Annotated in this window: 14 protein-coding genes; 9 read left to right on the plus strand and 5 right to left on the minus strand. The window is 64.2% G+C overall.

What is annotated here, in order from left to right; all coding sequences use genetic code 11:
* Positions 1–26: 26 nt before the first annotated feature.
* On the plus strand, positions 27–2951 hold the full coding sequence (locus P9254_RS17895) for a PAS domain S-box protein (protein ID WP_278103895.1): 2925 nt from the start codon (positions 27–29) through the stop codon (positions 2949–2951).
* 40 nt (positions 2952–2991) lie between these two features.
* A complete protein-coding gene (locus P9254_RS17900) occupies positions 2992–3453 on the plus strand; it encodes a response regulator (protein WP_082954105.1) in 462 nt (153 codons plus the stop codon).
* Here the strand turns inward: P9254_RS17900 and P9254_RS17905 are convergent.
* Both P9254_RS17905 and P9254_RS17910 read right to left on the minus strand, forming a co-directional pair.
* The gene (locus tag P9254_RS17905) at positions 3384–3713 is read right to left on the minus strand and encodes a hypothetical protein (protein ID WP_245322385.1); all 330 of its coding nucleotides are present in this window, start codon (positions 3711–3713) and stop codon (positions 3384–3386) included. The two genes, P9254_RS17900 and P9254_RS17905, sit on opposite strands and share 70 nt — an antisense overlap.
* Before the next feature lie 76 nt (positions 3714–3789).
* Positions 3790–4539, minus strand: a complete 750-nt coding sequence (locus P9254_RS17910) for a DUF899 domain-containing protein (protein ID WP_067329733.1) — start codon at positions 4537–4539, stop codon at positions 3790–3792.
* Positions 4540–4674: 135 nt separating this feature from the next.
* Between P9254_RS17910 and P9254_RS17915 the strand changes: the two genes are divergently transcribed.
* The 3 genes from P9254_RS17915 (at position 4675) to P9254_RS17925 (ending at position 6884) form a co-directional block, all read left to right on the plus strand.
* Positions 4675–5895: a helix-turn-helix domain-containing protein gene (locus tag P9254_RS17915; protein ID WP_278056068.1), complete on the plus strand. Its 1221-nt coding sequence runs from the start codon at positions 4675–4677 to the stop codon at positions 5893–5895.
* Positions 5896–5926: 31 nt separating this feature from the next.
* Positions 5927–6586, plus strand: a complete 660-nt coding sequence (locus P9254_RS17920) for a Vgb family protein (protein WP_067329739.1) — start codon at positions 5927–5929, stop codon at positions 6584–6586.
* A 109-nt stretch (positions 6587–6695) separates the two neighbouring features.
* A complete protein-coding gene (locus P9254_RS17925) occupies positions 6696–6884 on the plus strand; it encodes a DUF1059 domain-containing protein (protein WP_278056067.1) in 189 nt (62 codons plus the stop codon).
* A gap of 13 nt (positions 6885–6897) precedes the next feature.
* Here the strand turns inward: P9254_RS17925 and P9254_RS17930 are convergent, their stop codons facing one another.
* The 3 genes from P9254_RS17930 to P9254_RS17940 all read right to left on the minus strand — a co-directional run bounded on the left by P9254_RS17930 (position 6898) and on the right by P9254_RS17940 (position 10060).
* The gene (locus P9254_RS17930; RefSeq protein WP_278056066.1) at positions 6898–7986 is read right to left on the minus strand and encodes an acyltransferase family protein; all 1089 of its coding nucleotides are present in this window, start codon (positions 7984–7986) and stop codon (positions 6898–6900) included.
* Between the two features lie 113 nt (positions 7987–8099).
* A complete protein-coding gene (locus P9254_RS17935) occupies positions 8100–9332 on the minus strand; it encodes an MFS transporter (protein ID WP_442920328.1) in 1233 nt (410 codons plus the stop codon).
* On the minus strand, positions 9329–10060 hold the full coding sequence (locus P9254_RS17940) for an MBL fold metallo-hydrolase (RefSeq protein WP_278056065.1): 732 nt from the start codon (positions 10058–10060) through the stop codon (positions 9329–9331). The genes P9254_RS17935 and P9254_RS17940 overlap by 4 nt, the downstream gene beginning before the upstream one ends.
* Positions 10061–10161: 101 nt before the next feature.
* Between P9254_RS17940 and P9254_RS17945 the strand changes: the two genes are divergently transcribed.
* The 4 genes from P9254_RS17945 to P9254_RS17955 all read left to right on the plus strand — a co-directional run bounded on the left by P9254_RS17945 (position 10162) and on the right by P9254_RS17955 (position 13438).
* Complete coding sequence (locus P9254_RS17945) at positions 10162–10827, plus strand: ArsR/SmtB family transcription factor (protein WP_067000409.1); 666 nt, start codon at positions 10162–10164, stop codon at positions 10825–10827.
* A 285-nt stretch (positions 10828–11112) separates the two neighbouring features.
* A complete protein-coding gene (locus P9254_RS29105; protein ID WP_095801195.1) occupies positions 11113–11241 on the plus strand; it encodes a twin-arginine translocation signal domain-containing protein in 129 nt (42 codons plus the stop codon).
* A gap of 123 nt (positions 11242–11364) precedes the next feature.
* Positions 11365–12384 (plus strand): ABC transporter substrate-binding protein, encoded by a 1020-nt coding sequence (locus P9254_RS17950; protein WP_278056062.1) that lies wholly within the window; start codon positions 11365–11367, stop codon positions 12382–12384.
* 46 nt (positions 12385–12430) lie between these two features.
* Positions 12431–13438, plus strand: coding sequence for an ABC transporter substrate-binding protein (locus tag P9254_RS17955; protein ID WP_127215904.1), 1008 nt, complete (start codon positions 12431–12433; stop codon positions 13436–13438).
* The last annotated feature ends 10 nt before the right edge of the window (positions 13439–13448 follow it).

Consider the following 13448-nt stretch of genomic DNA (forward strand, 5'->3'; position numbering starts at 1 on the left):
TATTGTGCGAGCCGACGCGGAAGGCAATGCGCCAGGTCAAGGCGGCCCGGATTCGCATGCAGCTCTTCCACCGATTGCAGGAGCGGATCCCGCCAGGTGTGACCGGTCGTTCGGACGCTCGGCGCCTCTGTGCGAAAATCGGTCCACCAGGCAAGACGAAATCGTCGTCGGCATTATGTCGGCGCTGCCTCAGTGCCGAAGTGTCGGAGCTCACGCGGGAACCTTCGGCGATCCGATGCGTTTGGCTCTTCGTTGCCGAGCGGGAATGGGAGATGCGCATCGAAAGCCTTCAAGGAACCGAGGGGTTTATCCGTACCCCGCAGGACGCCGTCGCCCTGCAAATCCCGCCCGACTTCATCGAGACGCTGCCCATTGCGATCTACGCTTGCGACGCGCAAGGCCGATTGCTTTGGTTCAACAAGCGCGCTGCCGATTTGTGGGGGCGAACGCCCTTGCTTGGCTCGGACAGCGAACTCTATTGCGGATCCCACAGGCTCTATCTCGATGGACGGCAGATCGCGCGCGCCCAAACCCCGATGGCCGCGGTGCTGCGAACCGGCATTCCCGTCAGGGGGGTTGAAGGAAAGCTCGAGCGGCCGGACGGCACGGCGATATGGGTGATGGTCCACATCGAACCGATCGAAGACGAGGACGGTCGGGTCGTCGGAGCCATCAACTGTTTCCATGACGTCACGGACCGGCGTCTGACCGATGAGATCATTGGGCAACAGGAGCAGCGGCTCGCTGCAACTTACCAGCATGCGGCGATTGGCATCGCTGAAGTCAACGCGAAGGGCGAACTCGGGCGCGTCAACGGCTACCTGGCCGACCTGCTCGGCTATTCCGCCGATGAACTTGTCGGCAGGTCGGTGTTCGATGCCACTCTGGCGGAGAATGTCGATGCGGACCTGCGTCAGTTCGAGCGTCAGGTGCGAGGCGAGATCGACAGCTACCGGCACGAAAAGCGCTTCATCCGCAAGGACGGGGCAAGAGTCTGGGTCGCGGTCACGTCCTCGAGCGTAAGGGACTCCGAAGGCCGCTTCTTGTATGCGGTGCGCGTCCAGCAGGATATCACCGCCCGCAAGAAGGCCGAGGCCGCGCTCGTCCGGCATCTGGAGCAGCAGGCGGCGCTTTACGAATTCACGGACAGCCTTCAGCGCGCGGCGAATCTCGGCGAGGTTCACGAGATAGCCCTCAGCACCATCATTCGCGCATTGGGTGCGGACCGGGCCTCCATACTCTTCTTCGACAACACCGGCTTCCTCAGATTTGCCGCCTCGCGAGGCCTGTCGCAAGCTTACAGAACGGCCGTCGAAGGCCATTCCCCCTGGTCGCGCGACACACGCGATCCCGAACCGATCGCTATTGCCGACGTCGAGCAAAGCGGATTGCCGGACGACCTCAAGGCGGCTGTGCGGGACGAAGGCATTGCAGCGCTGGCTTTCATTCCGATCTCGGTGCGCTGTCAGCTGCTCGGCAAGTTCATGTCCTATTACGATCATCCGCACGATTTCGTGGAGTCCGAGCTTCGTTTTGCGCTGACAGTGGCCGGACAACTCGGCTTCGCGGTCGACCGCGTACGGCTCGAGACCGCCCGCCAGACGACGGAACGCGCGGCAAATCAGCTCGTGGCCGTTGTCGAATCCTCTCACGACGCGATCATCAGCAAGGACCTCAACGGCATTATCGCCTCATGGAATGCCAGCGCGGAGCGGCTGTTCGGCTTCACGGCCGACGAGGCGATCGGCAGGCACATCACGATGATCATCCCCGATGACCGGCTGGGCGAGGAGCCGGAGATCATCAGGCGCATCAGCAGCGGCGAAAACGTCGATCACTTCGAAACGGTGCGTCGCCGCAAGGACGGCAATCTCGTCGATATTTCCCTGACGATTTCGCCGATCCGCAACAGCCAGGGCCTCATCATCGGCGCCTCGAAGATTGCGCGCGACATCACCGACCAAAAGATGGCTGAAGCCAAGCTGCGGGCGAGCGAGCGTCAGCTGCGCGACCTGCTGGCGGCAATTCCGGCGGCGATCTACACGACGGATGCCGACGGCACGATAACCTTTTTCAACGAGGCGGCCGTCGAGCTTTCCGGGCGCGTTCCGCAGATCGGCAAGGATAAGTGGTGCGTGACGTGGAAACTGTTCTGGCCGGACGGAAGCCCGCTTCCTCACGACCAGTGCCCGATGGCGGTCGCCCTGAAGGAGGGGCGTCCGATACGCAACGCTGAAGCCGTCGCCGAGCGCCCGGACGGCGTGCGCATTCCCTTCATCCCGTATCCGACGCCGCTGCGCGATGAAGATGGCAAGATCGTCGGCGGCATCAACATGCTGGTCGATATCAGCGAACGCAAACAGGCCGAAACACAGCAGCGGCTGCTCTTCAATGAGCTCAATCATCGTGTGAAGAACAACATGCAGATGCTGCAGTCACTGCTGAGCTTGGCGGGTCAACGGGCAGCGAACCCGCAAGCGCGAGAAATCTTGCGTGAAGCCGGCAACCGCGTCGCGGCCATGGCCGCTGCTCAGCAGGTCCTGTACGAGACGGTCGATTCGACGCAGTTCAACGCGAAGGGTTTCTTGCTTGCGGTTTGCGGGACAATAAAGCAGACCTTCCCGAAGGAAGTCGCGGTTGAGTTCGAGGCTGATGATGCAAAGCTTTCGAATGACGTTGCAATGCCGCTGGCGCTGATCCTGAACGAGCTTCTGACCAACGCCATAAAATATGGAACTCCCGACGGAGCCGGCACAATCCGGGTCGGGCTTCGGCGCGATGTCGACGGCTTCCAGGTATTCGTCGAAGACAGCGGTCCCGGCTTTGACCTGGCTTCGGTCCGCGACCGTTCGTCCGGATTGAAGCTGGTTCAGGGCTTGGCGCGGCAGCTGCACGGCAAGCTTGTCGTTACCAAGGAACCGAAGACGCGCTGCAGCATTCGGTTCTCATGAAGCTCTTGCCGGCTCTTCTTCAGTTCCTGGATGGCTCTCGATGACCGAGCTTGCTGCCCCACACGGACGCCGTCGGCCAATCCCAACGAAAGCCGCGTCGGCCGAACCTGTGGCCGCCGCATTGCCCACGCGGATCTTGGTCGTCGAGGACGATTTTCTCATCTCCCTCGAGATGGAGAGCACTCTGACCGCGGCCGGTTTCGAGGTCGTGGTCGTTGGCTCGGGCGAGGAAGCGCTCGATAGCGCAGCTGCGGACCGGCCTGATCTGGTTGTGATGGATATCCGGCTGTCCGGCGCCATGGATGGAATTCAAACTGCCCTGGAGTTGTTTCGAATTTACGGTTTGCGGTCGGTTTTTGCGACGGCGCATTCCGATTCCGACGTCCGCGCCCGGGCAGCGCCAGCGGAGCCGCTGGGCTGGCTGGTAAAGCCCTACACGCCGGCATCCCTGCTCTCAGCCATCCGCTCCGCGCTTAGGTCCGGCAGCTCGTCGGCAGGTTGAAACGCCGAATCCGCCGCCCCTCTGGCGAGCAGCCGCAGCCAGGGCGCGAGGTGGAAGGCAGCCATCAGGAAATACATCGGCGCCATGCCGCTGAGCACGGAGGCTCCGGGCCCGGACATGCACATCGCGTCCGGTCCGCTACCGGCGGCCGTGAGCAACGCCATGACGGCAAAGGTCGGCGCCGCCGCGAGACATAACCAGTCGGCCAGGCCGAATCCGCTCAGGCCTGCCGGGCGAGGGGTGGGATTGTCGATGCTCATGATCTCCACCTTCCAACTGCTCTCAGGAAAGTTCGGCTCTGGCGGCGCGGGCGACGCCGCCAGAGTCGCTTCGCGTTCAGGCGTTCTTGTTGCGAAACGCCGCTTCGCCGGCATCCGAGACCTCGACCCATCGCTGGTCGGGCGCGGCGCCTTCCTCATAGTTGTCGTGCCAGTTCCACCACTTGTAGGTCTGGGTCTGCGGATAGCCCTCGGGCGAATCCTCCCACACCTCCTGGCGGCCGAGCGGGGTGACGTCGAGATAGCTCCACACCGTGCCGAACGCCTCGTCGCCGCGGTTGTTGACGAAATAGGTGCGGAAGATACGGTTTCCGTCATGGATGAAGACGTTGTGGCCGTGCCATTCGTCGACGCCGAAATCCTTGTCCCAGCTGTCGGTGATGGTGTACCAGGGCATCTTCCAGTCCATCCGCTGCTTCAGACGCTGAATGTCGGCCTGCGGCGCCCGGGACGCATAGGCAAGCGTAGTGTCGCGGGCGTTGAGATGGGCGAGGTTGCCGACCATGTCGGCGCCGAGCGAGCAGCCCCGGCAGGCGTGCTCCGGCCAGCCATAGACGCCGGGCTCGAAGAAGGCGCGGTAGATGACCAGTTGCCGGCGGCCTTCGAAGAGGTCGAGCAGGCTTGCCTTGCCGTTTGGGCCTTCGAACACATAGTCCTTCTCGACAGGCATCCACGGCATGCGGCGGCGTTCCGCAGCCAGCGCGTCGCGGGCGCGGGTGAGCGCCTTTTCCTTCACCAGCATTTCTTCATACGCGCCTTCCCAGGCTTCCGGCGAAACGACCGGTGGTGTCTTCATGTGTTGGGTCATTGCTCTTGTCCCGTTCTTGCGTTTGGTTGGGGGTGACAAGGGAAACTTACAGCCGGACGGCGCGATGGTGAGAGTTACAAGTGTGACGCGATTTGATCCGGCAGACCCGGAAGGGGGCATCGGGGCGGGCATTGCATGGACTCGATGATCAATGCCGCCGGCCGCGCGCTCGCGACCGGTGATCCGCTGGGCGCGCTGAAGCGCGTCGCGTTGCGCGACGACGCCCCCGCGCTGGCGCTGCGCGGCATCGCGATGGCGCAGCTCGGCGACTTCGCCAAGGCCAAGGCGTTGCTGAAGAGCGCCGCCCGCGCCTTCAGCCCGAAAGAGGCGGTGGCGCGCGCCCGCTGCGTCGTCGCCGAGGCCGAGATCGCGCTGGTCTCGCGCGATCTCGGCTGGCCGGACAAAGCGTTGCGAGCCGCCCGCACGACGCTTGCCGCGCATGGCGATCGGGTCAACGCCGCCTATGCCGGCAGCCTCGAAGCGCGCCGCCTCATCCTGATCGGCCGGCTCGACGAGGCCGAGCGGCTGCTTGCCGGCTTCGATCCGGGACCGTTGCCGCCGGTCGCACGCGTCGCGCATGAGCTCGCGGCCGCGGGCATCGCGGTCAGGCGCCTGCGGACGAGGGCCGCGCGCGCCGCGCTCGGCCGGGCCGCGCTCGCGGCCTACGAAGCCAATATCCCGGCGCTGAAGGCGGAGGTCGAAAGCGCGTCGCTGGTGCTGAACACGCCCGTCGCGCGGCTCGTGTCGAAGGGCACGGAGATGCCGCTGCAGCTCGACGAAGTCGAGGCGCTGCTCACCTCAGGCGCCCTCGTCGTCGATGCCTGCCGCAATGTCGTGCGCAAAGCCGACATGGTGGTCTCGCTGGCGACGCGGCCGGTGCTGTTTGCGCTGGCGCGCACGCTGGCCGAGGCCTGGCCCGCGGATGCGTCGCGGGAGGCGCTGCTGAAGCGCGCCTTTCGCGCCAGGCACGCCGATGAATCGCATCGTGCGCGGCTCAGGGTCGAGATGGGCCGGCTGCGCGCTGAAATGAACGCGCTGGCGGAAATCAACGCGACGGCGGCCGGTTTTGCGTTAATGCCGCTGACCGCAGCCGAGGTCGTGGTGCTGGCGCCGCCTGTCGAGGAGGAGCATGGCGCGGTGCTCGCCTTCCTCGCCGACGGGGAGTCCTGGTCGAGCTCGGCGCTGGCGATCGCGCTCGGTGCCAGCCCGCGCACCGTGCAGCGGGCGCTGGAAGCGCTTTCGGCCGACAACAAGGTGCAGGCGGTCGGCCGCGGCAGGGCGCGCCGCTGGATGACGCCGCCGGTGACCGGATTCCCGACTGTCTTGTTACTCCCGGGTCCGCTGCCGAGCGACTAGTCTGCGGCCATTGTTCGAATGGAGATCGAAAATGAAACGAGCCGCTGCCGAGATCCTGCGCGAATACGGCCCCTTTCCGGATGCCGAGCGCATCAATGGCGTCACCTATGACGGCAAGAATGTCTGGTTCGCCACCGGCGACAAGCTGAAGGCGCTTGACCCGGAGAGCGGCGCGATCGTGCAGTCGATCGACGTCGCCTCGCATGCCGGGACCGCCTTCGACGGCGAGCATCTCTACCAGATCGGCGAGGACCGCATCCACAAGGTCGACCCGAAGACAGGCAAGGTCGTCGCCACCATTCCCGCCCCCGGCAACGGCGGCGACTCCGGGCTTACCTGGGCCGAAGGTTCGCTTTGGGTCGGCGAATACAGGGCCCACAAGATCCATCAGATCGATCCTGAAACTGGCAAGGTGATCCGCACCATCGAGTCGAAGCGCGTCGTCACCGGCGTCACCTGGGTCGACGGCGAGCTCTGGCATGCCACCTGGGAAGGGGAGGAGGGCGATCTCTTGCGCATCGACCCCGAGACGGGCGATGTGCTGCAGGAGCTGGCGATGCCCTCCGGCGTGTCGGGACTGGAATCCGATGGCCGCGGCTGCTTCTTCTGCGGAGGCGGCAGCAGCGGCAAGATCAAGGCCGTGCGCCGTCCTGGGTACAACCATGACAAGGACACGACAGTCGGCAAATAGCCGGCCCTAGCCAGGCTTTGCACGGCGGTGGTCTTCAGTCTAAGACCAGTCCATTGACAAAGGTCTCGCCCCATCGCTCCATTAGGCGTTCCTAAAAACGGAGGCAGCGATGGCGTATACGTATCGGTGCAAGGACTATCCGGGAATGGAAGCCTGTCCCGGGACCTTCACGGCAGAAAACGCGGAAGAGGTGATGAAGCACGTTGAGCTTCATGCCCGGTCCGCGCATGGTGAAGACCCGAGCCAATGGTCCCAAGAGGACCGGAAGCAGCTAGAGGCGATGATAATCGGAAGCTAGGCGCGCTTCTGCATCAAGCCGCCTCGCGCGCCGGCCGGGCAACGCCCTTGTTTGAGATCTGGCCGGCAGTCGGTCTGTCGACATGCGCCCAGGCCGGTCGCTCGAACAGGAAGGTTCCGAAGCCGGTGCGCTTGACGATGAAGTAGAGAATGACCGGGCTGATGACCGAGACGAGCAGCACCGCGAGGCTGAGCATGCCGGTATCGGTCAGAAGCCCGCTTGCCAGCATGATCCCGCGGAAGATCGACATCGGGATGGTGAAGGCGACATAGACGACCAGTGAGTGCTCTCCCAGCCAGCGCAGCCATTCCATCGCGGCGAATTTCGACAGGAACCCGCCGGCTACGCAGAGCGCCACAGCGCCTGCGACGGCCAGCGCAAGATGAAGCGGCGGCCATGCCGCCAGGCCCATCTGCATGCCGACCGGCTCGACAGCGTAGCCCGGCGAAAACACGAGCAGGCCGTTGACGATGGCCCACACGATCAGCCCAGCAGCGGCGATCGCCGGACGGGCTTGCGTCCACGCGACCAGCCGGAACACCAGCGGCGCCATGACGAAGCCGAGATAGAAGAACACGAAATAGGCGGCGAATTGCGTGAGCGCATAGCTGTCCGAATGCGGCGCCCACATCTGCAGCGCGGCGGCAACCAAGATGACGATCCAGTGCGGCACGCCTAGGTCGCGCAGGACGCGCGCCACGAGGCCGAACACGGCCAGCATGTAGATGAACCACAGCACGCCATAGGGCTGGACGACAGCCACGGCGAGGTCGTGCAGCATGCCGGCGGGATCGCGGCTGAAGATGCCGATCTTCAGCCCGATCGAGATGACCGCCCACAGGACATAGAAATAGAGGTAGTGGACGACGCGCCGGTCGATATAGCGTCGCCAAGGCCGGTCGATCACCTGCGACAGGAACAGCCCCGAGATCAGGAAGAATTCCGGCATCCGGAACGGGGTCGCGAAGCCGATGACATAATGCAGGAAGCAGACGCCGCCGGTATATTCACCGGTGTTGTAGGCGGAATACATCATCACCACCAGGATGATCGAAAGACCTTTTGCCGTGTCCACCCACGGCATGCGCGTCGAAATGTTCATGAAAGACCCCGCAAAGGCACCCAGCGCCATAGTACCGGACAGGCGCGTCTCTAGCAGCATGAAGCTTCGGATATCGTAAACGCGGCGCTATCGGGCTGGAGCTCAGTGCCGGGTCAGCGGCTGGTCTCTCGCATCGCCACCGCCACGATTACACCCGAGAGGAAGGTCAGCGCCGCGATCGCCGCGATCGCCGCGGCGAAGCCGAAGAAGTCGGCGATGAGGCCCGCCGACAGCGCTCCGATTGCGTAGCCGAGATCGCGCCAGAAGCGATAGACGCTGAGCGAGCGCGCCCGCCAGGAGGGATGCGATGCGTCCGATACCGCCGCGATCAGGCTTGGATAGACCATCGCCGTGCCAAGGCCGAGCAAGAGGCTTGCCAGCAGCCACCAGCCGAAGTCCCGCGTCATGGCGGTGAGCAGAAGTCCGGCAGCCTGCACCCACATGCCGGCGACGATCAGGCCCTTGCGGCCCCAACGGTCGCTCAATGGCCCGGTTGCGACCTGCAAGACGCCCCAGACAGCGGGATAGACCGCCTTGAGGATGCCGATGCGCTCGACGCCAAGCCCGTTGGCGACGAAGAAGAGCGGAAAAAGCCCCCAGCTCATGCCGTCGTTCAGATTGTTGACCAGGCCCGCCTGCGAGGCCGCGAACAAATTGCGGTCCCGGAAAGAGGTCAGCATGAAGATCTCGCGAAAGCCGAGCGGGGAGACAGCTTTCGGATCGTTGGCCAGTTCCAGCCGCACATGCTCGCGCGTGTCGCGCACCAGAAGGATCGACAGCGCGGCACCCAGGATCGCATAGCCGATGCCGAGATAGATCGGCACCGGGCGCAGCCCGTAGCGGCTGGCCAGATAGCCGGTCAGAAATGCGGTGACGCCGACGGCGAGGTAGCCGGCGAACTCGTTGAGGCCGACGGCGAGCCCGCGCGATTTCGGCCCGACCAGATCGACCTTCATGATGACGGTCATCGACCAGGCAAGTCCCTGGTTGATGCCGAGCAGCGCGTTGGCGGCAATGATCCACCCCCAACTCGGCGCCCAGATGATCATGAAGGGCACCGGGAGGCCGAACAGCCAGCCGAGGATCAGCACGCGCTTGCGACCCCATGTGTCGGCAAGCTGGCCGGAGACGAGATTGGCGCAGGCCTTAACCACGCCGAAGCTCACGATGAACGAGGTGACGAGCGTCGTGGAAGCAACGTGGAATTCCTCCGCGCCGATCAGCGGCACGACGGTTCGCTCGATGCCGACCATGCCGCCGACAAAGGCGTTGATCAGCACCAGCAGCGCGAACTGTTTCCAGTTGGCCTTGAGGCCGAGCGCGACGGCAGGCGCCGTTGCGCTCACTCTCGCGATCCGGCGTTGGCGGCGCGGGTCCGGGCCGCGTCCGGCGGCGGGGGAGGGATGTCGGCGGTCATGGCGGCGATGAACTGGTCGACGTCCTCGATGCGGAAGGCCTTGTTGAAGCGCCGCTCAAAGCCGATGGTCGATGTCGGCTTGCCGCTGAGCGAGCGGCCGCACACCGAGCCGGAATAGGCGCCCGGCAGCACCTCGATGTGATCGGGCAATTCCTTCAGCCGGCGCACGCTGGCATAGAGCGCGCGGGCTCCGTCCTCGGCGCTCGAAGCAAGCTCGGTGCGACCGAGATCGCCAACCATCAGCGTGTGACCGGTGAGCACGAACCAGGGCTCGGTCGACCGCGTTCGGTCGGTGACTAAAAGGCTCAGATGCTCCGGCGTGTGGCCGGGCGTGTGCATCACGGTCGCCGTCACATTGCCGAGCTCCAGCACCTCGCCGTCCTTCACGTGGCGGAACGGGAAGCCCGCCTCGGCGCCTTCGAACAGCACGTATTCGGCGCCCGTCGCTTCGGCGAGCGCACGGCCTGCCGAGATATGGTCGGCGTGGATATGCGTGTCGACGACATAGAGGATGCGCATGCCTGTCGCGCGCGCCGCCTCGACATAAGGCGCGATCTCGCCGACCGGATCGACGACGGCAGCAGACGCCTTGCCGCCGCAGCCGAACAAATAGGAGGCGGCGACCGGGTCGGTATGCAGGAACTGCCTGAGAATCATCGCTTTTCTCCAAAGGGCAATTGCGGGTCGCTTGGCTTGACGGCAGGTCGAAACCATCATTCAATAATTACATTGAATGACGATGGGTCGCAGAAAGGTCGATGTCAATCCGCAATCCGAAGCTGGCGCTGTACGAACAGTTCGCGATCGTCGCCAAGGCGCTCGGCAATCCGCTGCGCCTGGAACTGATCGAGCATTTGGCGCAAGGCTCGCGCAGCGTCGAAGCGCTTGCTGCGAAGCTCGGCCAGCCGATCGCCAACATCTCCCAGCATCTGCAGGCGCTGCGCCGCGCCGGCATCGTCTCGGCCGAACGCGACGGCAAATACGTGCGCTATTCGCTGAGCGATGCGAGCGTGCTGTCGGCCTTTGCTGCGGTGCGCGGCATTGCCGAGCGGCAGCTTGCTGAGGTCGATCGCATTGTGCGCGACTGTTTCGAGGCACGTGACGACATACAGCCGGTCACGCGCGGCGAGCTTCAGGCGCTGATGCGCGACGGGCTGGTGACGCTGATCGACGTGCGCCCGCCGGACGAGTTCGCGCTTGGCCACGTGCCCGGCGCGGTCAATGTTCCCCTCGGAGAAGTCAAGGCCTGGTCCCAGGGTGCCGACCCCGGACGGGAAATCGTCGCCTACTGCCGCGGCCCATGGTGCGTGATGTCCTTCGAGGCGGTGGCCGCGCTGCGCTCGCTTGGCCATTCCGTGCGCCGCCTCGAGGACGGCATGCCGGAATGGAAAGCCGCTGGCCTTCCGGTGGAAATGGCGGCCTGACGGTGTCGCTAACAAATGCATGTCGCCCAAAAATGGGCAGCGGTTCTGGGGCAAGAGGCGCGAGCAAGTTTTGGGCTCGCAGCCGACGCAAATTGGGCGTATCGTGACATATCGTCGGTTGCTAATAAATGAGCCGGCGACTGAGAGCGCAAGACTCCCGCACCGGACTGGGCGCTAGCATCCACACCGCTCGTTGCGCCCACAAAACCACCTGCCTCTGTCGAAACCTCTTTTGCTCGGTTCCGGCCAGAATTGCCCTTCGCAATTCGGAATGGGAGCGTTCCGATGCAGCAGATCACGCAAACCCGCCGACGATTCCTAGCCGGTGCTGCCCTGGCAGGCGCTGCCGGTGTCGTCGTCCATCCGAGGTCACTCCATGCGGAACCGCCGCTGGAGCGAGGGCTGAAGATGTGAGCAACAGGCAAGCCCAGAGCCCGCCATGCAGGCATGGCCGACACTCGGGCTTGTGCAGAACATAGCGTCCACGGGTCAGCGTTCTCGGTGTCGCACTGGCCACCATCTGGAAAGGAGGTTCCCATGCATACCGTATATCCCGGACGGTTCAGCCGACGGAGGTTCCTGCGTGGGATTACGCTGGCGGGGACAGCGGGGCTTCTGGGCTGGCACCCCAGGCACGCCGCTGCGGAGCCACCGCCTGAGACGACGCGAATCCGGCTCGTCCGGATTCCCAGCATCTGTCAGGCCCCCCCGTATGTAGCCGAAGAACTGTTGCGCAGCGAAGGGTTCACCGAGGTGCACTACCTCCAAAGAGAGGGGACGGCAGACATCGCGCCGGCCCTCGCCTCCGGTGAAGCCGACCTCAGTGCGCATTTCGCCGCCCCGCTCCTTCTCCGCCTGGAGGCGGGGGATCCCATCGTCATCCTGGCAGGCCTCCACGTCGGCTGCTTTGAGCTGTTCGGGACCGATCGCATCCAGTCGATCCGCGACCTCAAGGGGAAGACCGTAGCCGTGCCTGCGCTAGATTCCAGCCGATACGTCTTCCTCGCCACTATGACGGCGTATGTGGGCCTGGACCTCCATAAGGACATACACTTCGTCACGCATCCGGGACCCGAGTCCATCCGGCTCCTAGGTGAGGGGAAGATCGATGCCTATCTAGGCTTTCCCCCTGAACCGCAGGAGATGCGGGAGCAGCAGATCGGCCATGTGGTGATCAGCAGCACCGTGGACCGGCCCTGGTCGCAATACTTCTGCTGCATGCTGGCTGGGGAGCGGGAGTTCGTCCGTACGCATCCGGTGGCCACCAAACGCGCCCTCCGCGCAATCTTGAAAGCGGCGGATTTCTGCACCGGCGAGCCCGAGCAGTCCGCCCGGTTCTTGGTGCAGCAGGGCTATACTAAGCGCTATGACCATGCCCTTCAGGTCATGAAGGCGATCCCCTACGGTTGGCGTGAGTATAGCGCTGAGGACACCCTGCGCTTCTACGCCCTGCGTCTCCACGAGGTCGGGATGCTGAAGAGCACCCCCCAGAAGCTGTTGGCCAAAGGCACCGACTGGCGTTTCTTCAACGAACTGAAGCACGAGCTGAAGACCTGACTAGGCGGCCAGCCGCGTGCCCATTTACCACGCGAGGGAGAACCCCATGCAAATCATCCAGAACCGTCGCCACTTCATGGCCGGAGCTGCGGCAGCAGGCGCTTCAGCTCTCATCGGCACAACGACTGACGCTTGGGCCGAGGCACTCCCTGAAACGACCTCCGTTCGCTTGCCGCGGTGGATCGATGGTGCCTACTGCTGGGCAGGCATGTACCTGGCCGGAGAGTTCCTCAAAGCGGAGGGCTTCACCGACGTCCGCTACGTGCAGGGCGACGAAAAAGTCGATCAGGCGGTGTGGATTGCGCGCGGCGACACGGATTTCAGCATGAACTACGCGCCGGTCCATGTCGCGTCGATCGACGCGGGCGTGCCAATCAGGGTGCTTGGCGGTCTGCATTCCGGGTGCCTCGAGCTGATCGCCAACGACAGCATCCAAGGCATCCCGGACCTCAAGGGCAAACGGGTAGGCATGCATGACATCCATGCGCCGTCGCGCGTGCTGGTCGCCCTGATGGCCGCCTATATTGGCCTGGATCCCGTCAACGACATCGAATGGGTCGAGGAAAGCAAGCCGGTGGAAGCCTTCGCCGACGGAAAGTTCGATGCATATCTCTTCACGCCTCCGGAGACGCAGCAACTGCGCGCCAAGAAAATCGGCCACACGATCCTCAACACGACCCTCGATCGCCCTTGGTCGCAGCACTTCTGCTGCATGACCTCGGCCGCTGCGGACTACGTGAACAGATACCCGGTGGCGACCAAGCGCGTGCTCAGGGCCATCCTCAAGGGCGCCGACCTATGCATTTCGGATCCCGCATGGAGTGCAGCGCAAATGGTCGATCGAGGTTTCGTCCCCAGCTACGAAATCGCGCTGCAAACGCTGAGCGACACGCGGTACGACGTATGGCGGGACTACGATGCCGAAGCCTCGATGCGCTTCTACGCGCTGCGCATGCAGGAGACGGGCATGATCAAGTCGAGCCCACAGCAGATCATCGCCGAGGGAACAGACTGGCGATTCCTGGAGCAGCTGAAGCGTGAGCTCAAGACGTGAGCGGGTTGGC

Origin of the sequence: Mesorhizobium sp. WSM4983 (assembly GCF_029625765.1) — a bacterium.
Lineage (GTDB): Bacteria > Pseudomonadota > Alphaproteobacteria > Rhizobiales > Rhizobiaceae > Mesorhizobium.

Excerpts from the sequence above, each read along its gene's own strand:
- P9254_RS17900 (WP_082954105.1), top strand. The coding sequence starts at position 2,992 with ATGACCGAGCTTGCTGCCCCACACGGACGCCGTCGGCCAATCCCAACG.
- P9254_RS17910 (WP_067329733.1), bottom strand. The coding sequence starts at position 4,539 with ATGACCCAACACATGAAGACACCACCGGTCGTTTCGCCGGAAGCCTGG.
- P9254_RS29105 (WP_095801195.1), top strand. The coding sequence starts at position 11,113 with ATGCAGCAGATCACGCAAACCCGCCGACGATTCCTAGCCGGTGCTGCC.
- P9254_RS17945 (WP_067000409.1), top strand. The coding sequence starts at position 10,162 with ATGTCAATCCGCAATCCGAAGCTGGCGCTGTACGAACAGTTCGCGATC.
- P9254_RS17925 (WP_278056067.1), top strand. The coding sequence starts at position 6,696 with ATGGCGTATACGTATCGGTGCAAGGACTATCCGGGAATGGAAGCCTGT.
- P9254_RS17955 (WP_127215904.1), top strand. The coding sequence starts at position 12,431 with ATGCAAATCATCCAGAACCGTCGCCACTTCATGGCCGGAGCTGCGGCA.
- P9254_RS17915 (WP_278056068.1), top strand. The coding sequence starts at position 4,675 with ATGGACTCGATGATCAATGCCGCCGGCCGCGCGCTCGCGACCGGTGAT.
- P9254_RS17940 (WP_278056065.1), bottom strand. The coding sequence starts at position 10,060 with ATGATTCTCAGGCAGTTCCTGCATACCGACCCGGTCGCCGCCTCCTAT.
- P9254_RS17930 (WP_278056066.1), bottom strand. The coding sequence starts at position 7,986 with ATGAACATTTCGACGCGCATGCCGTGGGTGGACACGGCAAAAGGTCTT.
- P9254_RS17895 (WP_278103895.1), top strand. The coding sequence starts at position 27 with ATGCGCCAGGTCAAGGCGGCCCGGATTCGCATGCAGCTCTTCCACCGA.
- P9254_RS17920 (WP_067329739.1), top strand. The coding sequence starts at position 5,927 with ATGAAACGAGCCGCTGCCGAGATCCTGCGCGAATACGGCCCCTTTCCG.
- P9254_RS17905 (WP_245322385.1), bottom strand. The coding sequence starts at position 3,713 with ATGAGCATCGACAATCCCACCCCTCGCCCGGCAGGCCTGAGCGGATTC.
- P9254_RS17950 (WP_278056062.1), top strand. The coding sequence starts at position 11,365 with ATGCATACCGTATATCCCGGACGGTTCAGCCGACGGAGGTTCCTGCGT.